Here is a 25,660-nt window from a genome sequence, read left to right on the forward strand (position 1 = left end):
CTGGACATGCATGCGAACCATCTTGCCTGCCTTCTTGGGTAAATTCATCCCCTTGATGATGCAGGGAGGCGCAGCTGGGGCGTACAGGGCCGGCCTGTCAGATGGCCATGGCCCGCGCCATCACGGCCTGTACGTCCACACCGCGCGGCAACGTGCCATAAGTGCGCCCCGTCCCTGTGAGGCGACTGGCGATGAACGCATCGCTGACCGCAGAATGACCAGCCTCCAGCAGCAACTTGGCCTGCAAGGCCAAGGCGATGGCCTCGGTCAGTTGTCGCGCCCGGTACTGGATATCGCCGGTATCGAGAAACGCATCCTTCAGGTTGACGATGCAGGTGGCCAGGCGCTTGTCGCCGTGCCCGTCCCCCAGTTCGGCGAACAACGCCTCCAGCACACCCGGCTCCTTGGACAAGGCGCGCAGCACATCCAGGCACTGCACATTGCCCGAACCCTCCCAGGTCGAGTTAACGGGCGCCTCGCGGTAAAGCCGCGGCAGGATGCTGTCCTCCACATACCCTGCCCCGCCCAGGCACTCGGCCGCTTCGTTGATCATGGCCGGGGCACGCTTGCAGATCCAGTACTTGCCCACCGCCGTGACCAAGCGCGCGAAATGCGCCTGCTGGGGGTCGTCGAGCTGTTCGAGGGCGTGGCCCATGCGCAGGCTCAGGGCCAATGCCGCTTCGCTTTCCAGCGCCAGATCGGCGAGCACGTTCTGCATCAGCGGCTGCTCGGACAACAGGCGGCCCGCCACCTGCCGATGCGCACAGTGGTGCAGGGCCTGGGTCAGCGCCTGACGCATCAGGGCACTGGAGCCGACCATGCAGTCGAAACGGGTCATGGCCACCATTTCGATGATGGTCGGCACGCCTCGGCCCTCCTCACCGATCATCCAGGCCAGCGCACCGCGAAACTCCACTTCGCTGGAAGCGTTGGAGACATTGCCCAACTTGTCCTTCAGGCGCTGGATGTAGAACTGGTTGCGGCTGTCGTCCGGGCGGTGGCGGGGCAGCAGGAAGCAGCTCAGGCCGCGCTCGGTCTGGGCCAGGACCAGGAAGGCATCGCACATGGGCGCCGAGCAGAACCACTTGTGACCCACCAGCTCGTAGGCCTGGCCGGGCCCCGTCGCGCCCACGGGGTAAGCACGGGTGGTATTGGCGCGCACGTCCGTGCCGCCCTGCTTCTCTGTCATGGCCATGCCCAACGTGACGCCGGCCTTGTGCCGGTCGCCGACGTTTCGCGGGTCGTATTCACGCGACAGCGCCTTGGGCAGCCAGTAGTGGGCGATCTCCGGTTGCAGGCGCAGGGCCGGCACCGCAGCGAAGGTCATGGTCAATGGGCAGCCCGTCCCGGCCTCGGCCTGGCTGTGCAGGTAGGTCATCGCCGCGCGGGCCACATGGGCGCCCGGGCGCGGCTCGGCCCAGGGCAGCGACGGCAGCCCATGCTCGACGGCGGTGCGCATTAATTGGTGATAAGCGGGGTGAAATTCGACCAGATCGATGCGATGGCCGTATCGATCATGGCTGCTGAACACCGGCTTGTGCGCATTGGCCAGAAAGCCTGCCTGCATCAACGGCCCACCGGCCAGCGCGCCGTACGCATCGATCCGAGACTGCGCCCAGTCGGCACCAAAGCGCCTGGACCACTCCTGTAACGGCAGGTCCAGGCGGTACAGGTTGACTCCGTCCAGCGGTGGCGGCTGGTTGGTGACCTCGTGGGTTTCAGCGTACTGGTGCAGGTTCATGGAGGCGCTCCTGAATCCGGGCAGGCGTGAGATACCCAGTGAAGCACTGTCTGGTCGGTGGACAAAGGGGCATTCCTGACTAAAGGCAGGGGTGCGTGATGAGCGGCGCTTTTGAGACCTGCATTATCAGGGTCGCCAGCGGCGTGTTCGTGCGGCGCCCGAACAGATGAGGCCGTCAAGAACTTGTAATCCGGTTCCCAATAGTCCGTGGGAGTCTTCCTAGAAGCTGAATCAAGCGCACATAAGTGGATACCGCCTGCTAGGTTGCGGGTTCTTTCATGAACAGCAGGCAAGCCATGAGTATGCGCATCAGCATCCTGGGTCGGTACCAAGGCCTGGACAGCGATGAAACCACCACCGGCGCCATTTGCATTGCCGGGCAATCCAGAGGTCGCGTCTATGGCCGTAACTGGCTGCTGCAAGGCGACAAGACCACGCCCTGCCCCCGCTGCGGGCAACCTGGCACGCTGGTGGAGGGCGAGCCCCGTTGGAAGCAGGACGGCATACCTACGGTCCTTGACGGCGCATTGGTGGCGTGTGGGTGCCCTACAGGCAGCAACCGCGTAATTGCAGGCGGATCTGCAGTACCTGCAACGTTCAGGGCACCTGCATCTGAACCGGTCAGTGACGCGCTGCGACATCCTCAAGCACGCAATAGGGCGATCAGTCCGGAGCGGTTCCGGGACGCGGCGCCTTCAGCGGCTCAGCACAGCAATGAACCTGGTTTCTACATCGTGCCGCGCAGCATGTCGTATGAAGAGGTGCTGGTAGAACTCGGTTCGCCCCACGCGCACCTGTCTCGGTCAGCATTGGAACGGCTTAATCCAACCTTCCGGAACGGATTCAAACCGGGCGAGATATTCGTCGTGGGTGAAGAATCGAGGTACCCGATGTGTACCCGGCAGGAGATGTCGGTTATGAGTGCAGCGGAGCAGGCGCGCGCTGCATTGGCCGGCCTCACAGAGGAGGAAGCCGGCTTCATGATGCAGCATCAGGCCGAGATAGCCGCGCTGTTTGGTGATACCAGTCTGGCCATGGGCGTAGCCGAGACAGTGGCGGGTAAGTCACTGGATGAGATCACCAGCCTTTTGCGCAAAATCGAAGACCTGCACAAAGCGCAATTTGCCAAGCACGGGCACCTTCGCCACCCGGAATTCTTCGCCCAGCGCCAGCAGCTGTTCAATCAGTTGAGTGCCGGTTTGAAGGCCACCCTTCTCAATAAGCGGCTTAATCTTGGGGATTACTCAACACTGCGCCGAGACTTGGGTATCTCTTCCAAAAGCCTGGTGCACCACTGGAGCAAAGCAGGCGGGCCCACGGACATACCGGGGTATTCCACTCACTTGGACAAACTGGCAAGGATGGCCAAGTATTTGAAGGCTGGAGGGGCAGTGGGTATTGCGCTCGGGGGTATTGGATCAGCGATGAATATTGCCGATGCGTGCCGGGTGGGGAATACGAAAGCGTGTAGAAGGATCCGCTTTACTGAGGCTGGTAATTTTTCGGGTGGACTAGGCGGTAGTTGGTTGGGTGCCAAGATAGCTAGGGAGCTGTCCCCTAAAATTTGCTGGAGGGCTGGCCCGAAGGCGTTGATATGCGTCATTGCAATTACCGGAGCAGGGGCTTTGGCGGGGAGCCTCGAAGGTATGCAATTCGGTGAAGATTTCGGTGACATAATTTTCGAGGCTTTGGAAGATGATTAAGAGCCTTGACATCAAGCTTCAATTACTTTTTCTTGCCACTCCCTTTATTCTCGGACTGACCGGCCTCGCCATGGATCTGCGTATCGCAGGCTCCAAAGAATACAAAATCATGATCGAGGCCCTGCAGCGCAGTGCGTGCCTACCCTTTATTGTCACCCTTTGTGGTGAAAAGACTTTGCGTGCGAGAATGTTTGTGACATTCATGGTCGCCGGGGTCATAAAGTATCCAAAATCAAGTATTCGACAAGGCATGCTTGACGCACAAGACTATGAGCAATTTCCACCATCCGTGAGAAAGCGGATTGTGGCCGCCTCATGGCTGAACACAGTCGCCTTCGGCTGGTTAATCATAGGTTCTTACTTTCTTTGATACCCCGAGTCGCACGCCCACGTTATCGCACTGCCCATTTAGCTAACAGCAAATCGTCCTAACCTACCGATGCTTACCGCCAACGCCGCCCCTCACTCCCCTGCACAGCCACCTGCCCCTGCGAAATCGCCAACTCCACACTCATCTCGAACCGACTGCCCACCCCAGGCGCCGATTGATGTGACAGCCGTGCCCCCAGCAATTCGCTCATCTGCCGGCAGATGGCAAGGCCAATGCCCAACCCGCCGTAGCGCCGGGTCATGGACCCATCCACCTGGAAAAACCGCTGGTAAAGAATCGACTGGTCAAGGTCTTCGAAACCGATACCCGTGTCGCTCACGGTAAACGTCAAGGCCAGTTGATTAGGCCCCCTGCGCTGTCCGCGAACCTGGATCATCACACCACCCTGATGGGTGAATTTCAGGCCATTGTCCACCAGACATCCCAGGCAGCGGGCAAGTTTCGGCCCATCGCCCACCAGTCGGTCGGGCAGGTCCGCCGGGATGTCCACACTTAAATACAGGCCCTTGCCCAGTGCCTGGCCGGCATAGCCAGCGCGCACGCCGTGCAGCAGTGCCCGCAGGTCGAAAGGTGCTGGCTGCGCACGCAGCCGCCCTGCCTGGAGTTCGGACAAGGTCAGGATGGCGTCGACCATGTTCATCATGCCCTGGGCCGAACCCACCGCTGTCTGATGAAAGCGGGCCATTTCCGCGTCCATCGGCAGGGTATGCATCAACTCCAGGGAACCGATCACGCCATTCATTGGGGTGCGCAGTTCATGGGTGGCGCAGGCCAGAAACTCGTCTTTGAGCCGGTTGCTGTTGGCCAGTTGCTGGTTGAGTAGCTCCAGTTGCTGCCCCGTTTCACGCAGGGTACGGGCCTGCTCATCGCGCAGCGTCTTGATGCGGTCGGCCAGGGCCAGCGATAGCAACGCCACTTCCAGCGCAGCACCCAATTGACTGGCATACATGGTCAGGAACATGTTCGGCAGGTAGCCCAGCACCATCAGCGTGTTGACCAGCCCCCCGAGCAGGAACGCGGTCCAGGCGATGATGAACCAGCGCGCCACGCGCAGCCCGCGCCGCCAGGCGTTGAGCCCTGCACACAAAACGCCCAGGCTGAACACGAGCGCCAAGGCGGTGGCAAGGCGCATGGCCACGCCATAGGGTACGCTCACGGCCAGCACCATCACCACGGCACCGCCCAGCATCAGCGCCTGCAGCAACCGGTCGAAGCCGCGGCTTTGATGGCGAAGTTGCAGAAAATGCCGGGCGAACTGGGAGCCGAACAGCGCAGCTGCGCCGACGAACAACGGTGTGCAGGCATTGGCCCACCATGGGCTGTCGGGCCACAGGTAAGCGATGCCGGCGCCATTGACCGAGACCTGGTAAAGACCGAAGGAGGCGATGTAGAGGATGTAGTACAGGTAGCTGACGTCCCGCACGCTCAGGTACAGGAACAGGTTGTACACCAGCATCACCAACAGCACCCCGTAGATCATCCCCAGCACATACAGGCGCGTGGCCTGGGCTTCCAGGTAGGCCTGGGGCGACCAGAGGGCCAGCGGCGCCTGCACCGAGCCCTGGCTATGCAGCCGCAGGAAGACGGTGGTGACCTGCCCAGGCGGCAATTGCAGGTTGAACAGGTAATTGTCCTGCCGAACCTCCCGACTTGAGTAAGGCAGTGCGTCACCGGTGCGCTGGGCCAGGTGAAAGCGCCCGTCCGGGCCCTTCAGGTAAAGCTCGAGGTGGTCGAGGGGTGGGTAGGCCAGTTCCAGCAACCAGTGCCGGGGCATGCCCGGCTCCGCGTCAGGGTGCAGCTCGAGCTTGAGCCAGAACACCGACTTGGAAAACCCGGCATTGAGCACGTCTTCAGGGTGGGAAAGAAAATGCTGTGCGAAGTCGGGCGCACTGACCTCCGTGATGCTGGCGCTGCCGTCCGGGTCTTCGTAGACCTGCATGACCTTGCCCAGAGGCAGGTGACGGGTGGCCGCGGTGATGTCCACCGCCTCGGCGAATGCGGGCAGCAAACCCATGAGCATAATCAGCAAATAGCGCATACAGCCCCAGCATGGCCTGTCCGGTCGCGTCGCGGTTGCCCCCTTTCCGTTTGAGACGACGAAATCCTGCAGAACCTGTTTATCGATTTATCTGCGCACTCTAGCACAGCTTCTAGGTGCATCGAGCGGCGGCACAAAACCCACAGGACCGCTCTGGCACGGGCATAAGCGGCGTTGAGCGTTGCCCATCTCGCACCAAAAAATCCACCGACCTGCACGGGCAAGGTCCGCACAAACAGGTTTGGTGGTAAGCTCGCCGACCATGAATACCTACGCCTCCCGCCCCGTTGTCCTCTGTCTCTCCGGCCACGACCCCAGTGGCGGCGCCGGCTTGCAGGCAGATATCGAAGCCCTGCTTGCACAAGGTTGTCATGCCGCGCCCGCGGTGACCGCCCTGACCGTGCAGGATACCGTCAATGTCTCCGACTTCCGCGTGCTCGACCGTGAGTGGGTGCTGGCCCAGGCCAATGCCGTGCTCACCGACTCCACGGTGGCTGCGGTCAAGCTGGGCATGCTCGGCTCGATCGACATGGTCGATACCGTGGCCGAGCTGCTGGCTGCGCACCCGCACCTGCCGTTGGTGTGCGATCCGGTGCTGCGCGCAGGCGGCGGCGGGCGCCTGGGCAAGGATGAAGTAGGCTATGCCCTGCGTGAACGCCTGTTGCCGCTGGCGACCATCACCACGCCAAACCTGCCCGAAGCCCGCATTCTTGCCGAGTTGCCCGAAGGCAGCGCCGACGAGTGCGCTGCCAGGCTGCTGGAGTTCTGCCCGCACGTGCTGATCACCGGCGGACACGGCGACGAGGTCGAAATCCACAACCGTCTGTACAGCCGCGACGGTCACCGCAGCACCTCGACCTGCCAACGCCTGCCGGGCAGCTACCACGGTTCGGGCTGCACCCTGGCCAGCGCCCTGGCGGGTCGACTGGCCTTGGGCGAGCACCTGGAAAGCGCCGTGCGCACCGCCCTGGACTACACCTGGCGCACCCTGCGCGATGCGGAGCAGTTGGGACGGGGCCAGTTCGTGCCTCGGCGCCTGCCTCTGGATTTCTGCTCCTGACTCGAGGTGCTCGATGACCCTACGCGGCCTGTATGCCATCACCGACAGCCAACTGCTGGCCGGCCGATTCCTGTCTCATGTGGAGGCAGCGCTCGAAGGGGGTGTATGCCTTCTGCAGTACCGGGACAAAAGCGATGACGCCGCGCGGCGCTTGCGTGAAGCGCAGGCACTCCAGCAATTGTGCGAGCGCTATGGCACTCAGCTGCTCATCAACGACGATGCCCAACTGGCCAGGCACCTTGGCGTGGGCGTACACCTGGGGCAAACCGATGGGCCGCTGACCCCTGCACGCGCCCTGCTGGGCAGCGCGGCGATCATCGGCTCGACCTGCCATGCCAGCCTCGACCTGGCCGACCAGGCAGCCCGCGAAGGCGCCAGCTACGTCGCCTTCGGCCGCTTTTTCACCTCCAGCACCAAACCCGGCGCTCCGGCTGCCGACGTCCGTCTTCTGGCGCAGGCTCGCGCCCAGGTGAACCTGCCGATCGCCGCCATCGGCGGGGTCACCCTCGACAATGCCGCCGCACTGGTGCACCACGGTGCCGACCTGCTGGCGGTGATCCACGGCTTGTTCGGTGCCGACAGTGCGCAGGAAGTCACCCGCCGCGCCCGCGCCTTCAATGCCTTGTTCGCATCCTGATTCGAGAGAACTTTCCATGTCCCGTTCCGAAGCACTTTTCGCCCAAGCCCAGAAACACATCCCCGGTGGTGTGAACTCGCCCGTGCGCGCGTTCAAGAGCGTGGGCGGCACCCCATTGTTCTTCAAGCATGCCGAGGGCGCCTACGTCGTCGACGAAGATGACAAGCGCTACGTCGACTACGTGGGCTCCTGGGGCCCGATGATCCTGGGCCATGGCCACCCTGACGTGCTGGACTCGGTACGTCGCCAGCTGGAACACGGGCTGTCCTATGGCGCCCCGACCGCCATGGAAACCGAAATGGCAGACCTGGTGTGCTCGCTGGTGCCTTCCATGGAAATGGTGCGCATGGTCAGCTCGGGTACCGAAGCGACCATGAGCGCCATCCGCCTGGCCCGTGGCTACACCGGCCGTGACGCGATCATCAAGTTCGAAGGCTGCTACCATGGCCACTCCGACAGCCTGTTGGTCAAGGCCGGTTCCGGTCTGCTGACCCAAGGCGTGCCCAGCTCGGCCGGCGTGCCCGCCGACTTCGCCAAGCACACCCTGACGCTGCCCTTCAACGACATCGCCGCCGTCGAGAAGACGCTGGCTGAAGTGGGCCAAACCGTAGCCTGCATTATCGTCGAGCCGGTTGCCGGCAACATGAACTGCGTACCGCCGGCGCCGGGCTTCCTCGAAGGCCTGCGCGAGCAGTGCGACAAGCATGGGGTGGTGTTGATCTTCGATGAAGTGATGACCGGTTTCCGGGTTTCGCTGGGTGGTGCGCAGGCGCACTACGGCATTACCCCCGACCTGTCGACCTTCGGCAAGATCGTCGGCGGCGGCATGCCGGTCGGCTGCTTCGGCGGCAAACGCGAAATCATGGGCTGCATCGCCCCGCTGGGCCCGGTCTACCAGGCGGGTACGCTGTCGGGCAACCCGCTGGCCATGGCCGCCGGCCTGACCACGCTCAAGCTGATCAGCCGCCCGGGCTTCCACGCCGAGCTGACTGACTACACCAGCCGCATGCTCGACGGCCTGCAACAGCGCGCCGATGCTGCCGGCGTGCCGTTCGTGACCACTCAGGCTGGCGGCATGTTCGGCCTGTACTTCAGCGGGGCCGACGACATCGTCACCTTCGATGACGTAATGGCCAGTGACGCCGGTCGCTTCAAGCAGTTCTTCCACCTGATGCTCGAGGGTGGCGTGTACCTGGCGCCGAGCGCGTTCGAGGCTGGCTTCACCTCCATCGTTCATGGCGACAAAGAGCTGCAGATCACCCTGGATGCGGCTGAAAAGGCCTTCGCAGCCCTGAAGTAACCCGGCGCCTTCCCACCTTGGTAGCTGGTAGTACCCGCTATCACGGTGGGTATACCGGCCATCGCCAGGGGCATACCCCATGGGAACGGGCGCATGTGCAATGAGGCCATACAGGTAACGAAGGGGTCCTGCCATCAGCCTGTTTCGCCACGCCGACATAAATTCGAGTAAAACTTTGTAAGGTTGGCGCTGCTTATCCCATAATGTGCCACCAGAGACATTGGCCGCAGCTTTGCAGAGGTAAGTCGATCCCCATGAACCGCACCGGCCGCGCCCTCACCCTGGGCTGCCTGTTGCTTCTCCAGCCCCTGCTGGCCCTGGCGGAGGGCGGTAACTCGTTGCTCATCCCGACGACGGGTCGCTGCACCTTGAACGTGCAGCCGCAGGACCTGGCCAGCGCACTCAAAACCTGTGAACAGGTGGCCGATGCCGGCGATGCCCAGGCACAGTACGAGCTGGGCGAGTACTTCTATGCGCAAGCGCCGAAAAACCTCAACAAGGCACTGGACTGGTACCAGAAAGCGTCCCTGCAAGGCCATGCCGAGGCCCAGTACCGCCTTGGGTCGATGTTTTTCCGCGGCGAAGGGGTCAAGGCCAACAACGTGCAGGCCTACATCCTGTTGAAGATGGCGGCAGTCAACGGCGCTGAAGATGCCCTGGACATGGCGGACGAAGTCACCGAACAGATGCCCAGGGACGACCTGGAGCATGCGACGCAGGTGCTCGGCCAGATCTTCCGCAAGTACCTGCTCGAGCTGCAGAACGCCGAGGGTCGCTCGCCGTTCTCCCCGCTGCCCTAGGCTTTGCTTGCAGAATGCCGTTGAGCCCATCAGGACTTTCGCCACTGCCATTCAAGGGTTATTCTTGAGCTCACACTCATTGCCGTCGGGCGGCTAAAAACGACCTTGAACGCACCCATCGAACCCCATCGTTTCATCCTCGAACCTTTCGAGGCCCACCGTTTCGCCAACTTGTGTGGCCAGTTCGACGAGCACCTGCGCTTGATCGAACAACGCCTTGCCATCGAGATCCGCAACCGCGGCAATCAGTTCGAACTGATCGGCGAATCCAAGACCACCCATGCTGCCGAGCAACTGCTGCGCCGTCTCTACCGCGAGACCCAGGCTACCGAGCTGTCGCCGGAAACCGTGCACCTGTACCTTCAGGAATCGGCCGTCGAGCACATCGACAACCCGGCGGTGAACGAGGTCAGCGTCTCGCTGCGCACACGCAAGGGCAATATCCGACCACGGGGCGCCAACCAGCAGCGCTACGTCAAGGAGATCCTGGCCAACGACATCAACTTCGGCATCGGCCCGGCCGGTACCGGCAAGACGTACCTGGCCGTGGCGTGTGCTGTCGACGCGCTGGAACGTGAACAGGTTCGCCGCATCCTGCTGGTGCGCCCGGCCGTTGAAGCTGGCGAGAAGCTCGGGTTCCTGCCTGGCGACCTTGCACAGAAGATCGACCCTTACCTGCGCCCGCTCTACGATGCCCTTTATGAAATGCTGGGCTTCGAGCACGTGGCCAAGCTGATCGAGCGCCAAGTCATCGAAATTGCGCCGCTTGCCTACATGCGCGGTCGCACCCTGAACAACAGTTTCATCATTCTCGACGAAAGCCAGAACACCACGCTCGAGCAGATGAAGATGTTCCTCACCCGTATCGGCTTCGGCTCCACGGCGGTGATCACCGGCGACATCACCCAGGTCGACCTGCCCCGGGGCACCAAGTCGGGCCTGGCGCATGTGATCGAGGTGCTGCGGGATGTGCCGGGCATCAGTTTCACCCACTTCCAACCCAAGGACGTGGTACGTCATCCCTTGGTGCAGCGCATCGTCGAGGCCTATGACCGCTTCGAAGCCCGCCAGGCCACTCCCGAGGCGCCCGGCAAAAATGCTTGAACTGGACATACAACGGGCGACACAGGCTGTCGCCCCGGTCGATGCCGACTTTCGCCGCTGGTGCGAGCTGGCCTTGCAGCAACGCAAGGCCGACTCGGAGATGACCATTCGTCTTGTGGACGAAGCGGAAGCGCGCGAGCTCAATCACACGTATCGGCACAAGGACTACGCGACCAACGTGTTGTCCTTCCCGGCCGACGTGCCAGACGACTTGCTCGACATCCCCTTGCTGGGCGACCTGGTGATCTGCGTCGCGGTGGTCGAACGCGAGGCGGCCGAGCAAGGCAAGTCGCTGGCGGCGCACTGGGCGCACTTGGTCATTCACGGCTGCCTGCATCTGCTCGGTTACGACCACATCGAGGATGAGGAAGCCGAGGAGATGGAAAGCCTGGAACGAGAATTGCTGGCGCAACTGGGTCACCCGGACCCATACGCCGATGACGAAACCGAATCAACCCCACACTGATAGACCAAGGATCACGAGAACCGCCATGAGCGAAGATCGATCGAGCAACGGGCAGAAGTCCTGGCTGGGTAAACTGACCCAGGCTTTTGCCCATGAGCCGAAAAACCGCCAGGAGCTCCTGGAGCTGCTGCGCGAAGCACATCAGAACAAGCTGCTGGACAGCGAGGCGCTGACCATCGTCGAAGGTGCCATCCAGGTGGCGGACCTTCAAGTGCGTGACATCATGGTGCCGCGCTCGCAGATGAACAGCATCAAGGCTGGCCAGTCGCCTCGCGAGTTCCTGCCGGCGGTGATCGACGCGGCGCACTCGCGCTACCCGGTAATCGGCGAAAGCCATGACGATGTGCTCGGTGTCCTGCTCGCCAAGGACCTGCTGCCGCTGATTCTCAAGGAGAACGGCGACAACTTCGACATCAAGACGCTGCTGCGCCCGGCCACTTTCGTGCCCGAGTCCAAGCGCCTGAACGTGCTGCTGCGCGAGTTTCGCGCCAACCACAACCACATGGCCATCGTCATCGATGAATACGGCGGCGTGGCTGGCCTGGTGACCATCGAGGATGTGCTCGAACAGATCGTCGGCGATATCGAAGACGAACACGACGTCGAAGAGGACAGCTACATCAAGCCGCTGCCCAACGGCGACTTCCTGGTCAAGGCACTGACGCCGATCGAGCACTTCAACGAGTCCTTCGACAGTGCGTTTTCGGACGATGAGTTCGACACCGTCGGCGGTTTGGTGATGAGTGCCTTCGGCCATCTGCCCAAGCGCAACGAAACCACCGAAATCGGCGCGTACAAATTCCGCGTGCTCAACGCCGACAGCCGCCGGATACACCTGCTGCGCCTGACCCCGATCAACCGTTAAGGAACGACATGCGCTGGATCACCCGCCCCGGCTGGCCCGGTAACCTGCTGGCCCTGGCGGCCGGCGCTTCTACCCTCCTGGCCCTGGCGCCATTCGATCTGTGGCCACTGGCGCTGCTGTCCATCGCCCTGCTCTACCTGGGCCTGCGCGAGCTTAGCCCGCGCCAGGCCTTGTGGCGTGGCTGGTGGTTCGGCTTCGGCCTCTACGGCGCCGGCACCTGGTGGATCTACGTCAGCATGACGAACTACGGCGGCGCCTCGCCGCTGTTGGCCATCGCGCTGCTGGTTGCGTTCTTTGCGGCCTTGGCCTGGTTCTTTGCGCTGCCCACCTGGTTGTGGGCACGCTGGTTGCGGCGCAACGAGGCGCCGCTTGCCGATGCCCTGGGCTTTGCTGCCCTGTGGGTGGCGCAAGAGGCGTTTCGCGGCTGGTTCCTCACCGGCTTCCCGTGGTTGTACGCAGGCTACAGTCAGCTGGACGGCCCGCTGGCCGGCCTGGCGCCTCTGGGCGGGGTGTGGCTGGTGTCGTTTGCGTTGGCGCTGACGGCTGCGCTGCTGTGCAACCTCAACCGTTTGCGTACCCGTCCGGGCTTTCTTGCCATCGCCTGCGTGCTGCTGCTCACTCCCTGGGCGGTAGGATTGGCACTCAAAGGGCATGCCTGGACTACTCCGGCAGGCGACCCACTCAAGGTCGCTGCCATTCAGGGCAACGTCGAACAGGACGTGAAGTGGGACCCGGCGCATATCGACGCCCAGTTGGCCCTGTACCGCGACCTGAGCTTCAGTTCAAAACCTGCGGACTTGTTGATCTGGCCGGAAACGGCGGTACCTGTGCTCAAGGACCAGGCGCAAGGGTATATCGACATCATGGGGCGCTTCGCCGCAGACCGGCATTCGGCCCTGATCACCGGCGTGCCGGTTCGCGAGGTGGTGCACCGTCAGCGTCGCTACTTCAACGGCATCACCGTCACGGGCGAAGGCGACGGCACCTACCTCAAGCAGAAGCTGGTGCCCTTTGGTGAATATGTCCCGCTGCAGGACATGCTGCGGGGGCTGATCGAGTTCTTCAACCTGCCCATGTCGGATTTCGCCCGGGGCCCTGAGGACCAACCGCTGCTCCAGGCCAAGGGTTATCAGATCGCGCCTTATATCTGCTACGAGGTGGTCTACCCCGAGTTTGCCGCCGGCCTGGCGGCACGTAGCGACTTGCTGCTGACCATCAGCAACGACACCTGGTTCGGCACTTCCATAGGCCCGCTGCAGCACTTGCAGATGGCCCAGATGCGTGCGCTTGAAGCCGGCCGCTGGATGATCCGGGCCACCAACAATGGCGTGACGGCCTTGATCGACCCGTTCGGGCGCATCACGACCCAAGTGCCTCAGTTCCAGCAGGCAGTGATGTACGGCGAGGTGGTGCCGATGCAGCAGCTGACGCCTTATCTGCAATGGCGTTCCTGGCCGCTTGCAATCGTTTGTGGGTTGCTGCTGGTCTGGGCGTTGATGGCCGGGCGTGTGGCCAGGGCAGTGTGACGGGGCTTTGAAGTTGACGTTCCAAGGGGCTGTTGCTCAGCCCTTTCAGTAGAACAACCGATACCCCACCAGCCCAGCCACCTCATTGAGCAACTGCCCGCTCTGCCACATGGCCCGGCTTTCCGGCAGCCAACCACCGAATGGCCGCGCCGGATCACGGCCGAGGAAGCCGACTGGCGCGGGTACCACTTCGAAACCTGCCTGCTCGAAGCTCCAGCGTGAGCGCTGCATGTGCCAGGCCTGGGTCACCACCACGACGCGGCGTATCCCCAACGGCTCAAGCACACTCGCCGAGTGCTGGGCATTTTCCCAGGTGGTGCGGCTCGCCTGCTCCAACCACTTCACCTCAATGCCGAAGTCGTCATGCAGGCTGTCGGCCATCAGCTGCGCCTCGCTGGGTGGTGTGCCGTAGTGCAGCCCGCCGCTGGTCAGCACCGGTAGCCCGGACGCCTTGGCCAGGCGAGCGGCAAAGCGCAGCCGCTCCAAGGCCGTGGGCGTCGGCTGGTCGACACCCGCCCAGGCAGGGTCGCCCCGTTCACGCCCTGCGCCCAGCACGACGATGGCATCGGCCCGCTGCTTGAGGCCAGCCCAGTCCTGCCCGGCTAGCGCAGGCTCCGTCTCCAGGGCTCTTGCCAGGTACTGAACGGCCACCGGCAAGCTGGTCATCCACAGCCCGCCTAGCCCTGCCACAAAGCACACAGCGGCCAGCCGGGGGCGACGCCTGCGCAGCCACCAGGCTGCAAGCAGCAGGAGAAACAGCACGCCTGGGGGTAACAACCACTGTTTGATGAAATACCGAATGGGCATGCACACCTCCTTCGAAGGTGTGCAGACTAAAAGCATCGGCGCCGGCCAACAACATGGCCGGCGTCGATCAAGGTCGGATTACTGTGCAAACCCTTGAAAGGCGCCGCGCAAACCCCTAGCGGCGGGAGGCCTTGCGTGGGCGTGGCGTGCGCACTGTGCGCTTGATGTCCTTGAGCCAGATGATCCTGGCCGACGCAGGTTCAGCTTGCGGCCTGAGGTTTGCAGCCTCGTCGGCGCGTTTCTGGAAGGTATCCAGATAAGTTTTGATCACCTCGAACTCGGCGCGGCTCAAACCACGCAACTCCAACTCGGCTGGCGCCTCGTCCCGAAGCCGCATGGACGTTCTGGCTGTATCCAGGGCAAGCCCGAGCCTATCGATCAGGCGCTCATAGAGTTCTGGTTTTCCTGCAGGTAGCTGCGACTCTCCCATTCGTTCACCTCATTGAAGATAACGATTATCTCCCCCACCCGAGAGCTTAGCGTCGTTGCGAAAAGCAGCCCGACGCTGCGACCAGCGGCCATTCGCAACGAACGTTTCCCACGATGCGCGGCGCTGCTGTATGCTACGGCGTTCACTCCCGATGACACCGGAGTGCCGGACGCAGCGAGGTTCGCTGCCTGGAAAGGTCTCCTCTCTCTCAGCCAAAAGTAGCCATGCACGAACAATACACGCCCCGTGATATCGAAGCCGCCGCCCAGACATTCTGGGACGAGCAACAATCGTTCGCTGTTACCGAACAGCCAGGCAAGGACACGTACTACTGCCTGTCGATGTTCCCGTACCCGAGCGGCAAGCTACACATGGGCCACGTGCGCAACTACACCATCGGCGACGTGATTGCCCGCTACCAGCGCATGCTGGGCAAGAACGTCCTGCAGCCAATGGGCTGGGACGCTTTCGGCATGCCTGCCGAAAACGCGGCGATGAAGAACAACGTCGCCCCGGCCAAGTGGACCTACGAAAACATCGACTACATGAAGACCCAGCTCAAGAGCCTGGGCCTTGCCATCGACTGGGCCCGCGAGGTCACCACCTGCAAGCCCGACTACTACCGTTGGGAGCAGTGGCTGTTCACCCGCCTGTTCGAGAAGGGCATCATCTATCGCAAGAACGGCACCGTTAACTGGGACCCGGCTGACCAGACCGTGCTGGCCAACGAACAGGTCATCGACGGGCGCGGCTGGCGCTCCGGCGCGCTGATTGAAAAGCGCGAAATCCCGATGTACTACTTCCGCATCACCGACTATGCCGACGAGCTGCTGGAAAGCCTCGACGAGCTGCCGGGCTGGCCTGAGCAGGTCAAGACCATGCAGCGCAACTGGATCGGCAAGTCCCGCGGCATGGAAGTGCAGTTCCCGTACGATCAGGCCAGCATTGGCCACACCGGCACGCTGAAAGTCTTCACCACCCGCCCGGACACGCTGATGGGCGCTACCTACGTGGCAGTCGCCGCCGAGCACCCGCTGGCCACCCAGGCGGCCCAGGGCAACCCGGCGCTGCAAGCCTTCATCGACGAATGCAAGGGCGGCAGCGTGGCCGAAGCGGACATGGCCACCCAGGAAAAGAAGGGCATGGCCACTTCCCTGCTGGTCGAGCACCCGCTCACCGGTGAGAAGCTGCCGGTATGGGTCGCCAACTACGTGCTGATGCACTACGGCGACGGTGCAGTCATGGCTGTGCCAGCCCACGACGAACGCGATTTCGAGTTCGCCCGCAAGTACGACCTGCCGGTCAAGGCCGTGGTGCGTACCAGTGCCGGTGACGAGGTCGGTGCCCAGTGGCAGGCCGCCTATGGCGAGCATGGCCAGCTGATCAATTCCGGCGAATTCGACGGCCTGGATTTCGCCGGCGCCTTCGACGCCATCGAAGCGGCGCTGGTGCGCAAGGACCTGGGCAAGTCCCGCACCCAGTTCCGCCTGCGCGACTGGGGCATCAGCCGCCAGCGTTACTGGGGCTGCCCGATTCCGATCATCCACTGCCCGTCTTGCGGCGATGTGCCGGTGCCGGAAGACCAGTTGCCGGTTACCCTGCCCGAAAACGTGGTACCGGACGGTGCAGGCTCGCCGCTGGCGCGCATGCCCGAATTCTACGAATGCAGCTGCCCCAAGTGCGGCGCTGCGGCCAAGCGCGAAACCGACACCATGGACACCTTCGTCGAGTCCTCGTGGTACTTCGCGCGCTACGCCTCGCCCAACTACGAAGGCGGCATGGTAGACCCGAAAGCGGCCAACCACTGGCTGCCGGTCGACCAGTACATCGGCGGCATCGAACACGCCATCCTGCACCTTCTGTATGCGCGCTTCTTCCACAAGCTGATGCGTGACGAAGGCTTGGTGACCTCGAACGAGCCGTTCAAGAACCTGCTGACCCAGGGCATGGTCGTGGCCGAAACCTACTACCGCGTCGCCAGCAACGGCGGCAAGGACTGGTTCAACCCGGCCGATGTCGAAGTCGAGCGCGATGCCAAGGCCAAGATCGTCGGCGCGCGCCTGAAGACCGATGGCCTGCCGGTTGAAATCGGCGGCACCGAAAAGATGTCCAAGTCCAAGAACAACGGCGTCGATCCCCAGTCGATGATCGAACAGTACGGCGCCGATACCTGCCGCCTGTTCATGATGTTCGCCTCGCCGCCCGACATGAGCCTGGAGTGGTCCGACTCAGGTGTGGAGGGCGCCAGCCGCTTCCTGCGCCGCGTCTGGCGCCTGGCTCAGGCCCACGTTGCCCAGGGCTTGCCTGGCAAGCTGGAGGTGGCAACCCTGGATGACGCGCAGAAAGTGATCCGCCGCGCCATCCACGCCGCCATCAAGCAAGCCAGTACCGATGTAGGCCAGCACCACAAGTTCAACACCGCCATCGCCCAGGTGATGACCGTGATGAACGTGCTGGAAAAAGCGCCACAGGCCACCGCGCAGGACCGTGCCCTGCTGCAGGAAGGCCTCGAAGCCGTCACCCTGCTGCTGGCCCCGATCACGCCGCACATCTCCCACGAGCTGTGGAAGCAACTGGGCCATGACCAGGCCGTCATCGATGCCGCCTGGCCTGCAGTGGATGAAGCCGCGCTGGTACAGGACACCGTGACCCTGGTGGTGCAAGTCAATGGCAAGCTGCGTGGCCAGATCGAGATGCCAGCCGCAGCCAGCCGCGAAGAAGTCGAAGCCGCCGCGCGCAGCAACGAGAATGTCCTGCGCTTCATCGATGGCCTGGCCATCCGCAAGGTCATCGTAGTGCCGGGCAAACTGGTCAATATCGTCGCCAACTGATGGCAACGCCCGTTCGCAGCTCTGCGCACGGGCGGAACAGGCTCACGAGGGAGCAACAACATGATCAAACGCAATCTGCTGGTAGTTGGCCTGGCGGTCATGCTCAGCGCCTGCGGGTTCCAGCTGCGCGGCACGGGCACCAGCGAAATGAGCGTCAAGGAGATGGACGTCAGCGCGCGCAACGCTTACGGCCCGACCGTGATTCAACTGCGCGAAGTGCTCGAGCGCAGCGGCGTGAACGTCCACGCAGGCGCACCTTACCGCCTGGTGCTGACCAACGAACAGGAGCGCCAGCGCGCCGTTACCTACAACAGCGGCAACCGCACGGCGGAATTCGAGCTCACCACCGAGCTGGACTACAGCATCCAGGGCCTGAACAACCTGGAGCTGACCAGCGACAAGGTCGAAGTGCGCAAGGTCTATGTGCGTGACGCCTCGAACATCACCGGTTCCGAGCAGGATGCCAAACGCGCCCGTGACGAGATGCGCCGCGACTTGGTCAATGCCATGATCGTGCGCCTGCAAAACCTCACCCCTGCCCAGCTCGATGAATTGCAGCGCAAGGCCGATGAGCGTGCCAAGGCCGAAGCGGATGCGCTGGAAGCCGCGCGTCGCCAGCAGGCCGAGACACCGCAGCAGTCGCCGCTGGAAGTGCCGGGCAACTGAGCCCGTGCAGGGCGCTGTCTGGCGCCCTGCCCCCGATGCCATGAAACTCGCCCCCGCTCAACTCACCAAACACCTGCAAGGCTCACTCGCGCCCGTCTACGTGGTCAGCGGCGATGACCCGTTGCTGTGCCAGGAAGCGGCCGACGCCATCCGCAGCGCCGCCCGCCAGCAAGGTTTCGACGAGCGCCAGGTATTCAGTGCCGATGCCAACTTCGATTGGGGCACCCTGCTGCAAGCGGGTGCGAGCCTGTCGCTTTTCGCCCAGCGACGCCTGCTGGAACTGCGCCTGCCCTCGGGCAAGCCGGGTGACAAGGGCGCTGCCGCGTTGCTGGAATACTGCGCCCGCCCTGCCGAAGACACGCTGCTGCTGATCAGCTTGCCAAAGCTCGATGCCAGCGCGCAGAAGACCAAATGGGGCAAGGCACTGGTCGAGGGTGATCATTGCCAGTTCATCCAGATATGGCCCGTGGACGCGCATCAGTTGCCCCAATGGATCAATCAGCGGTTGCAACAGGCAGGCCTGAGTGCCCAGCGTGACGCCGTGGACCTGATTGCTGCGCGCGTGGAGGGCAACTTGCTCGCGGCCGCGCAGGAAATCGAAAAGCTCAAGCTGCTGGCCGAGGGCAACGTCATCACCCTGGAAACGGTCCAGGCCGCGGTGGCGGACAGCGCGCGCTTCGATGTCTTCGGGCTGGTCGACGCCATTCTCAAGGGTGAAGCCGCCCATGCCTTGCGCATGCTCGAAGGCCTGCGCGGCGAAGGCGTGGAGCCCCCGGTGATCCTCTGGGCCCTGGCCCGTGAACTGCGGCAACTGGCGGGCCTGGCCCAGCAGTTCAGCCAGGGCGTTCCCCTGGACAAGGCCTTCAGCCAGGCACGCCCACCCATCTGGGACAAACGCCGCCCCTTGGTTAGCAAGGCCCTGCAGCGGTTACCCGCCCAGCGCTGGTCGCAGCTGCTGCAGGACGCCCAGCGTATCGACGCCCAGATCAAGGGCCAGGCGCAAGGTTCTCCCTGGACAGGCCTGGCGCGCCTGGTGCTACTGATGGCCGGCCAGCGCCTAGCGCTGCCTGCCCAATAGTCGAAGCCCTGCCTATAGAGCCCGCGCTTGTTGGCCATGGCCGGCAAGCCGCCTCATGAGGCCTGGATGACACTCACGACCATATAAACAATCAATTGGCCTGCCCACGGCCAAGCCTGCACAGTGCAGCCCGCACCGTCCCAACGCAGGAACCACCTTCATGAGCAAAAAACCAAACAAGCAAGGCCATAACAAGGCCAAGTCCATCGTCGCCCAGCCCCTGTTCCGTTGCCGTCAGGAACGGCCGGAGAAAGGCAAGGGCAGCTACCGCCGCGAAGCCTTCCAATCGAGAGATTGGGAGGCTTCTTACTTTTTGGCGGCATGAAGGCATCCGTAGCGCAGGCATGATATGGTCATCACCTGACCTGCAGACCTGGACCTGTGCATGCTCTACCGTCTTTTTCCTCGTTGGGAAACCCGCCAGCTCGTTGCGGCCTCCAGCTTCATCCTGCTCGTTGCCTGTGCGGAAAAACCCACGGCAGCCGATGCATTGCCCCTCGCCCAGGCGCAGCCGGCACCTGTCGTGAATGCACCTGGCAAGGCGCCAGACAGCAACCCAGATATCCAGCCGTCCCAAACCTTTGCCCAGTGGCAAGCAGGTTTCCGCCAGCAGGCCCTACAAGCGGGCATTGCCCCGGAAATTTTCGACAAGGCGTTTCTCGGCGTCACGCCGGACATGGACGTGATCAAGGCTGACCGAAGCCAGCCAGAGTTCACCCGGCCAGTCTGGGAATACCTGGAAGGTGCCTTATCCCCCGTACGCGTACGCAACGGCAAAAGGCTGCTGGAGCAGAACGCCGAGCTGCTGACCCGCCTGGAACAGCGCTACGGCGTTGATCGCCAGATCCTGGTCGCGGTATGGGGCATGGAAAGCAACTTCGGCCAGTTCCAGGGCAGCAAGTCAGTGATCCGCTCCCTGGCCACCCTGGCCTACGAAGGACGACGCCCACAGTTTGCCCAAGACCAGCTGATTGCCGCCCTGCAGATCATCCAGCACGGTGATATTCAACCGGATGCGATGCGCGGCTCCTGGGCCGGCGCCATGGGCCAGACCCAATTCATCCCGACCACCTACAACACCCATGCCGTGGATTTCGACGGCGATGGCCGCCGCGATATCTGGAACAGCACGCCCGATGCCTTGGCCTCCACTGCACACTACCTTCAAAGCTCAGGCTGGAAGCGTGGCCAATCTTGGGGGTTCGAGGTGCAGGTACCGGCAGGCTTCGATTATTGGCAAGCTGACGGGACCTCGCGCAAGCCGATCGCCGAATGGCTGGCCATGGGCCTGACACTGCCTGCTGGTACGCAGTTGCCAGCCGGTAGCAATGAGCTGCCAGCCGCCCTGTTGCTGCCCGCTGGCGCGCGAGGCCCGGCATTCCTGGTTCTCGACAATTTCCGCGCCATCCTTAAATACAACAACTCATCGGCTTACGCGCTGGCCGTCAGCCTGCTGAGCGATCGCTTCACCGGCTGGGGCTTCATCGCTGGCAGCTGGCCCAAGGACGACACCCCCCTGAGCCGTAGCGAGCGCATGGAGTTGCAGAATTTGCTCAATGCCAAGGGCTTTGAGGCGGGCAACGCCGATGGGATCATTGGCGCCAACACCCGCAAGGCCATCCGTAATGCCCAGCAGGGCCTGGGCTGGCCAGCCGATGGCTATCCGACGCACAAGCTCCTGGAGCGCCTACGGTAGCCGCAGGCTCGCGCTTACTGGCAACAAAGCGGGTCGCTCCAGAAACGGTAACCGTGCTCTTGGGTGGCCTTGCCGCCAGGCTCACGCCTGGAACAGCGCCTGCTCAAGCACCAGGCACTGCCGCTCGCTGTCCAGCGTCACGCGCGCTCCAAGCGGCAGGCAGATATTGGGGTCACAGTGCCCACTACGCCATCCGGCCAGCACAGGGACGCCCAGTGGGCCGAACGTGTCGCGCAGCAGCGGTGCCAGCGCCGCCGCGGTAATGCCAGCAAAGTCCCCTACCAGCACACCCCTGATGCCTTCTAGCTTGCCGGCTAGCCGTAACTGCGTCAGCAGGCGATCGACTCGGTACAACGGCTCGTTCACGTCTTCGATGAACAGGATGCAGCCCTGGGTATCCAGCTCTGCCAAGGTCCCAAGGGTCGCACCCAGCATCGACAGGTTCCCACCCAGCAGCGGGCCACTGGCAAGGCCGGGGAAGACCGTGTGCAAGGTGAACTGCGTCGGGTGCGTGATCGGGTCACCGGCTGCCACCTGCCCGCTCAACTGCGCCACCAGCGACGATTCGGTCGGTGCCTGCTTGCCACCCAGCAGGTCGGCGTTGAGCATGGCCCCGTGGAAGCTGATCATCCTCGTGTGACGGTAGAGCGCCGCATGCAAGGCGGTGATATCGCTGTAGCCAATCAAAGGCTTGGGGTGGTGTTGCAACAGCTCGAAATCGAGCTTGTCCAGCAGGCGCATGCTGCCGTAGCCGCCACGCATGCACAGAACCGCGTCGATGGACGGGTCCCGGAAGGCGTCGTGCAGATCCTGTAGCCGCTGCGCGTCGGCGCCTGCCAGGTAGCCCTCGGACTGAGTCGCACCTGGATAGACCCGGCAGCGGTAGCCGCGCTCGGCGAACCACTGGGCCGCTTTGTGCACATCCAGACGCGCCGGGCCTGCCGGGGCAACCACGGCAAAGCAGGCATCGGGCTCAATGGCCTTGCGCAGTGGCAAGGCAGAAGGTTCTACGCAGTTCATCGGGCAACTCCATACGGCTTGTCACAAACAGCTTACGGCTTGGCTGGTAGAAAAAAAATGCCGACGCGGCCTTGCGGCGCATCGGCATTTCTCTTTTTACGGTCAGATCAGAGTTTGATCTTGGCTTCGTGCGCTTGCTGGTCGGCATGGTAGGACGAGCGCACCAGCGGGCCGGAAGCGACGTTCTTGAAGCCCATGCGGTAGCCTTCCTCGGCGAACCAGGCGAAGGTGTCAGGGTGCACGAAACGCTGTACCGGCAAGTGGCTGCGCGATGGCTGCAGGTATTGACCCAGGGTGAGCATGTCGATGTCGTGCTCGCGCATGCGGTGCATGACCTCGATCACTTCTTCGTCGGTCTCGCCCAACCCGAGCATCAGGCCAGACTTGGTAGGAACATGCGGTACCAGCTGCTTGAACTTCTGCAGCAGGTCCAGCGACCAGTCGTAGTCCGAACCCGGGCGAGCGGCCTTGTACAGACGCGGCACGGTTTCGAGGTTGTGGTTGAACACATCCGGCGGCTCCTGAGCCGTGATCGCCAGCGCGACGTCCATACGGCCCCGGTAATCCGGCACCAGGGTTTCAAGCTGCACGCCTGGCGACAAAGCGCGGATTTCGCGGATGCAGTCGGCGAAATGCTGGGCGCCGCCATCGCGCAAATCATCACGGTCAACCGAGGTGATGACCACGTACTTCAGGCGCAGGTCGGCAATGGCCACCGCAAGGTTCTTCGGCTCGTCCACGTCCAACGGCTTGGGACGGCCATGCCCCACGTCGCAGAACGGGCAGCGGCGCGTGCAGATGTCGCCCATGATCATGAAGGTGGCGGTGCCGCCCGAGAAGCACTCGCCCAGGTTCGGGCAGGAGGCCTCCTCGCAGACGCTGTGCAGCTTGTGCTTGCGCAGCAGTTGCTTGATGCGGTCTACCTCGGGCGAGACCGGGATACGCACACGGATCCAGTCAGGCTTCTTGGGCAGCTCGTCAGTGGGGATGATCTTGACCGGGATGCGCGCGACCTTGTCGGCGCCTCGCAGCTTGACCCCAGCTTCGACCTTCTTGGGGGCGGAGCGCGGCGTAGCGTCCTGGGTTGGGATCAGGTTCGGCACGGCTTCTTGCACAGTAGTCATATTCAGTCGATTCCGCCCGTGAGGGTCGTCTGCTCTGCGTAGTCGAGGTGCTTGACCAGCTGTTCGCGCAGCCTTGTCCTGACCTCGTCGAGTTCGATCGGGCCTGCCAGGTCACGCAGCTGGGTCATCGCCAGCCCCGCATAACCGCAGGGGTTGATTCGGCAAAAGGGCGCCAGGTCCATGTCCACGTTCAGGGCAAGGCCATGAAAGGAGCGGCCGTTGCGGATACGCAGGCCAAGCGAAGCGATCTTCGCGCCGTCCACATACACACCGGGTGCGTCGGGTTTGGCAGCGGCCTGCACCGCGTAGCCATCGAGCAAAGCGATCAGGCTGCGCTCGATGCGGCTGACCAGGTCGCGTACGCCAAAGCCCAGGCGGCGTACATCCAGCAGCAGGTAGGCCACCAGCTGGCCTGGCCCATGATAGGTCACCTGGCCACCACGGTCGGTCTGCACCACGGGAATATCGCCCGGCACCAGCAGGTGCTCGGCCTTGCCAGCCTGCCCTTGCGTGAAGACCGGCGGGTGTTCGACCAGCCAGACTTCATCCTGGGTATCGGCAGTGCGCTGCTCAGTGAAACGCCGCATGGCCTCGAGCACCGGCTCATAGGGCTGCAGGCCAAGTTCGCGGACACCGAGGCAGCCGGGCATCACAGCACCATTTTCACGATGCCGGTGGCACGCAGGGCGCTGTTGATGTCGTGGAGCTGGTTTTCGCTTTCGGCCACGATGTGCAGTTGCACGGTGGTGTACTTGCCTTCCTTGCTCTGGCGTTCGGCCAGCGTGGAAAGATCGACCTTGGCGTATTTGCTGAGCACTTCGATCACGGTGTCCTTGAAGCCGACACCAGTGTCACCAATGACTTTGATCGGGTAGTCGGCACAGGGAAATTCGATTTTATGAGACTTGACGTCTGGTTCGCTCATGGCGGAAACGGCCTCGCAAGCCGTGGCAACAACAACACCCCCGCGATCACGCGGGGGTGTGCAGGTCACGTGTCAGTTGAACAACCCGTAGAAGAATAGACGGATGCTATCCCACATACGGCGGAAGAAACCACCTTCCTCGACGCCATCAAGGGCGATCAGGTCGGCGCTATGAACCACTTTGTCGTCCAATTTGACTTCAACCTTGCCGATCACGTCACCCTTGGCAATAGGTGCGGTCAGTTGTGGGTTCATGGTCATCGAAGCCTGCAGGCGCTTAAGCTGGCCCTTGGGCATGGTCATGGTCAGGTCTTCGGCAAGGCCTGCCTTGACTTCGCTGGTGGCGCCTTTCCAGACCGGCGCCTTGGTCAGCTCGGTGCCTTTCTGATAGAAGGTCTGGGTTTCGAAGAAGCGGAAACCGTAGGTCAGCAGCTTCTGGGTTTCGGCAGCACGGGACTGCTCGCTATTGGTACCGAACACCACGGCGATCAGGCGCTGCCCGTCACGTACGGCCGACGCCACCATGCAGTAGCCAGCCTCTTCGGTGTGGCCGGTCTTCAGGCCGTCCACGGTCTTGTCACGCCACAACAGCAAGTTGCGGTTAGGCTGCTTGATGTTGTTCCAGAAGAACTCTTTCTGCGAATAGATGGCGTAGTGAGCCGGATCGACGTTGATGATCGCACGGGCCAGGATCGCCATGTCGTGAGCAGAAGAATAATGCTCCGGGTTCGGCAGGCCGGTGGGGTTCATGAAGTGACTGTTGGTCATGCCCAGGTCGGCAGCGGTCTTGTTCATCATGTCGGCGAACGCGTCTTCGCTGCCGGCGATGTGCTCGGACAGGGCGACGGACGCATCGTTGCCGGATTGGATGATGATGCCGTGCAGCAGGTCGCTGACGGTCACCTGGCTGCCCACCTTGATGAACATGCGCGAGCCCCCGGTGCGCCAGGCGTTTTCGCTGACGGTCACCGGGTCGTTTTCGCCGATCTGGCCACGGCGGATGTCCAGCGTGGCGATGTAGGCGGTCATCAGCTTGGTCAGGCTGGCTGGCGGAAGACGCTCGTCACCGTTGTTCTCGACCAGCACGTTGCCGCTGGACGCGTCCATGAGTACGTAGGACTTGGCTGCCAGTTGAGGCGGCGCGGGCGTCATCTGCTCGGCCGCGAAGGCTACCGGAGTGAGCAGGAGCAATACGGGCAAGCAAAGTCGTTTGGCAAGGTTGGTGATGTTCATCCGTCTCTCGAAAATCGCTTAATGGTCTGGAGATGTTTTCTGGGCAAGCACACGGCCCAGCACCGGTCAGTCTAGTTATTGGCCTGAGGCCTGGCCCGGCAACGTGCGACAGGGTGCCGCTGCGGGCAAAACCGGCATTGTACATGGCTGAGCCTGTCAATTCATGACAAAACCGCCACATTGCACCGTGCTTGCCCGTAGGTGAACCCCACACGCAGG

24 protein-coding genes are annotated in these 25,660 nt (G+C 62.8%); 15 read left to right on the plus strand and 9 right to left on the minus strand.

The features are described 5' to 3' along the window. Positions 1-97: 97 nt before the first annotated feature. A complete protein-coding gene (locus FS777_RS00690) occupies positions 98-1,741 on the minus strand; it encodes an acyl-CoA dehydrogenase family protein (RefSeq protein ID WP_145253597.1) in 1,644 nt (547 codons plus the stop codon). A gap of 296 nt (positions 1,742-2,037) precedes the next feature. Here FS777_RS00690 and FS777_RS00695 point away from each other — a divergent pair, with 296 nt between their 5' ends. Then, entirely contained in the window at positions 2,038-3,444 is a 1,407-nt protein-coding gene (locus FS777_RS00695; RefSeq protein ID WP_145253600.1) for a PAAR domain-containing protein, read from the plus strand. Continuing rightward, the gene (locus FS777_RS00700; protein WP_058638965.1) at positions 3,437-3,814 is read left to right on the plus strand and encodes a hypothetical protein; all 378 of its coding nucleotides are present in this window, start codon (positions 3,437-3,439) and stop codon (positions 3,812-3,814) included. Before FS777_RS00695 ends, FS777_RS00700 begins: the two co-directional genes overlap by 8 nt. Positions 3,815-3,887: 73 nt before the next feature. Here the strand turns inward: FS777_RS00700 and FS777_RS00705 are convergent, their stop codons facing one another. After that, positions 3,888-5,873 (minus strand): hybrid sensor histidine kinase/response regulator, encoded by a 1,986-nt coding sequence (locus FS777_RS00705; protein WP_145253603.1) that lies wholly within the window; start codon positions 5,871-5,873, stop codon positions 3,888-3,890. 262 nt (positions 5,874-6,135) lie between these two features. Here FS777_RS00705 and FS777_RS00710 point away from each other — a divergent pair, with 262 nt between their 5' ends. The 8 genes from FS777_RS00710 (at position 6,136) to lnt (ending at position 13,631) form a co-directional block, all read left to right on the plus strand. Next, positions 6,136-6,933, plus strand: a complete 798-nt coding sequence (locus FS777_RS00710; protein WP_058638963.1) for a hydroxymethylpyrimidine/phosphomethylpyrimidine kinase — start codon at positions 6,136-6,138, stop codon at positions 6,931-6,933. Between the two features lie 13 nt (positions 6,934-6,946). Further along, entirely contained in the window at positions 6,947-7,570 is a 624-nt protein-coding gene (gene thiE / locus FS777_RS00715; protein WP_058638962.1) for a thiamine phosphate synthase, read from the plus strand. A 16-nt stretch (positions 7,571-7,586) separates the two neighbouring features. Then, a complete protein-coding gene (gene hemL / locus FS777_RS00720; protein WP_058638961.1) occupies positions 7,587-8,870 on the plus strand; it encodes a glutamate-1-semialdehyde 2,1-aminomutase in 1,284 nt (427 codons plus the stop codon). Between the two features lie 254 nt (positions 8,871-9,124). Next, positions 9,125-9,670 (plus strand): tetratricopeptide repeat protein, encoded by a 546-nt coding sequence (locus tag FS777_RS00725; protein ID WP_058603547.1) that lies wholly within the window; start codon positions 9,125-9,127, stop codon positions 9,668-9,670. Positions 9,671-9,775: 105 nt separating this feature from the next. After that, positions 9,776-10,774, plus strand: a complete 999-nt coding sequence (locus tag FS777_RS00730; protein ID WP_028687151.1) for a PhoH family protein — start codon at positions 9,776-9,778, stop codon at positions 10,772-10,774. After that, the gene (gene ybeY, locus FS777_RS00735) at positions 10,767-11,240 is read left to right on the plus strand and encodes an rRNA maturation RNase YbeY (RefSeq protein WP_058603546.1); all 474 of its coding nucleotides are present in this window, start codon (positions 10,767-10,769) and stop codon (positions 11,238-11,240) included. Before FS777_RS00730 ends, ybeY begins: the two co-directional genes overlap by 8 nt. Before the next feature lie 25 nt (positions 11,241-11,265). Next, entirely contained in the window at positions 11,266-12,105 is an 840-nt protein-coding gene (locus FS777_RS00740) for an HlyC/CorC family transporter (RefSeq protein ID WP_023534628.1), read from the plus strand. 8 nt (positions 12,106-12,113) lie between these two features. Beyond that, the gene (gene lnt / locus FS777_RS00745) at positions 12,114-13,631 is read left to right on the plus strand and encodes an apolipoprotein N-acyltransferase (protein ID WP_078477939.1); all 1,518 of its coding nucleotides are present in this window, start codon (positions 12,114-12,116) and stop codon (positions 13,629-13,631) included. Positions 13,632-13,676: 45 nt separating this feature from the next. Here the strand turns inward: lnt and FS777_RS00750 are convergent, their stop codons facing one another. Then, the gene (locus FS777_RS00750) at positions 13,677-14,438 is read right to left on the minus strand and encodes a YdcF family protein (RefSeq protein ID WP_058638958.1); all 762 of its coding nucleotides are present in this window, start codon (positions 14,436-14,438) and stop codon (positions 13,677-13,679) included. 115 nt (positions 14,439-14,553) lie between these two features. Beyond that, the gene (locus tag FS777_RS00755) at positions 14,554-14,868 is read right to left on the minus strand and encodes a hypothetical protein (RefSeq protein ID WP_078477937.1); all 315 of its coding nucleotides are present in this window, start codon (positions 14,866-14,868) and stop codon (positions 14,554-14,556) included. 224 nt (positions 14,869-15,092) lie between these two features. Between FS777_RS00755 and leuS the strand changes: the two genes are divergently transcribed. From leuS to FS777_RS00780, 5 genes are all read left to right on the plus strand, one after another. Then, a complete protein-coding gene (leuS, locus tag FS777_RS00760) occupies positions 15,093-17,699 on the plus strand; it encodes a leucine--tRNA ligase (RefSeq protein ID WP_145253606.1) in 2,607 nt (868 codons plus the stop codon). Between the two features lie 60 nt (positions 17,700-17,759). Continuing rightward, the gene (gene lptE, locus FS777_RS00765) at positions 17,760-18,365 is read left to right on the plus strand and encodes an LPS assembly lipoprotein LptE (RefSeq protein ID WP_145253609.1); all 606 of its coding nucleotides are present in this window, start codon (positions 17,760-17,762) and stop codon (positions 18,363-18,365) included. 40 nt (positions 18,366-18,405) lie between these two features. Next, positions 18,406-19,443: a DNA polymerase III subunit delta gene (gene holA, locus FS777_RS00770; protein ID WP_058603540.1), complete on the plus strand. Its 1,038-nt coding sequence runs from the start codon at positions 18,406-18,408 to the stop codon at positions 19,441-19,443. Between the two features lie 160 nt (positions 19,444-19,603). Next, on the plus strand, positions 19,604-19,768 hold the full coding sequence (gene arfA / locus FS777_RS00775) for an alternative ribosome rescue factor ArfA (RefSeq protein WP_027915252.1): 165 nt from the start codon (positions 19,604-19,606) through the stop codon (positions 19,766-19,768). Between the two features lie 60 nt (positions 19,769-19,828). Continuing rightward, positions 19,829-21,139: a lytic murein transglycosylase gene (locus tag FS777_RS00780; protein ID WP_145253612.1), complete on the plus strand. Its 1,311-nt coding sequence runs from the start codon at positions 19,829-19,831 to the stop codon at positions 21,137-21,139. 81 nt (positions 21,140-21,220) lie between these two features. On the opposite strand, the gene FS777_RS00785 is transcribed toward FS777_RS00780, so the two are convergent. From FS777_RS00785 to FS777_RS00805, 5 genes are all read right to left on the minus strand, one after another. After that, on the minus strand, positions 21,221-22,159 hold the full coding sequence (locus FS777_RS00785; protein ID WP_145253614.1) for an LD-carboxypeptidase: 939 nt from the start codon (positions 22,157-22,159) through the stop codon (positions 21,221-21,223). A gap of 107 nt (positions 22,160-22,266) precedes the next feature. Next, entirely contained in the window at positions 22,267-23,283 is a 1,017-nt protein-coding gene (gene lipA / locus FS777_RS00790; protein ID WP_058603537.1) for a lipoyl synthase, read from the minus strand. A gap of 2 nt (positions 23,284-23,285) precedes the next feature. Further along, positions 23,286-23,933, minus strand: coding sequence for a lipoyl(octanoyl) transferase LipB (gene lipB / locus FS777_RS00795; protein ID WP_027915256.1), 648 nt, complete (start codon positions 23,931-23,933; stop codon positions 23,286-23,288). Further along, a complete protein-coding gene (locus FS777_RS00800) occupies positions 23,933-24,208 on the minus strand; it encodes a DUF493 domain-containing protein (RefSeq protein ID WP_058603535.1) in 276 nt (91 codons plus the stop codon). The genes lipB and FS777_RS00800 overlap by 1 nt, the downstream gene beginning before the upstream one ends. Positions 24,209-24,280: 72 nt before the next feature. Then, positions 24,281-25,441: a D-alanyl-D-alanine carboxypeptidase family protein gene (locus FS777_RS00805; protein ID WP_023534573.1), complete on the minus strand. Its 1,161-nt coding sequence runs from the start codon at positions 25,439-25,441 to the stop codon at positions 24,281-24,283. Positions 25,442-25,660 lie beyond the last annotated feature (219 nt).

This window comes from Pseudomonas sp. DE0157 (genome assembly GCF_007678615.1).
GTDB lineage: Bacteria > Pseudomonadota > Gammaproteobacteria > Pseudomonadales > Pseudomonadaceae > Aquipseudomonas > Aquipseudomonas parafulva_B.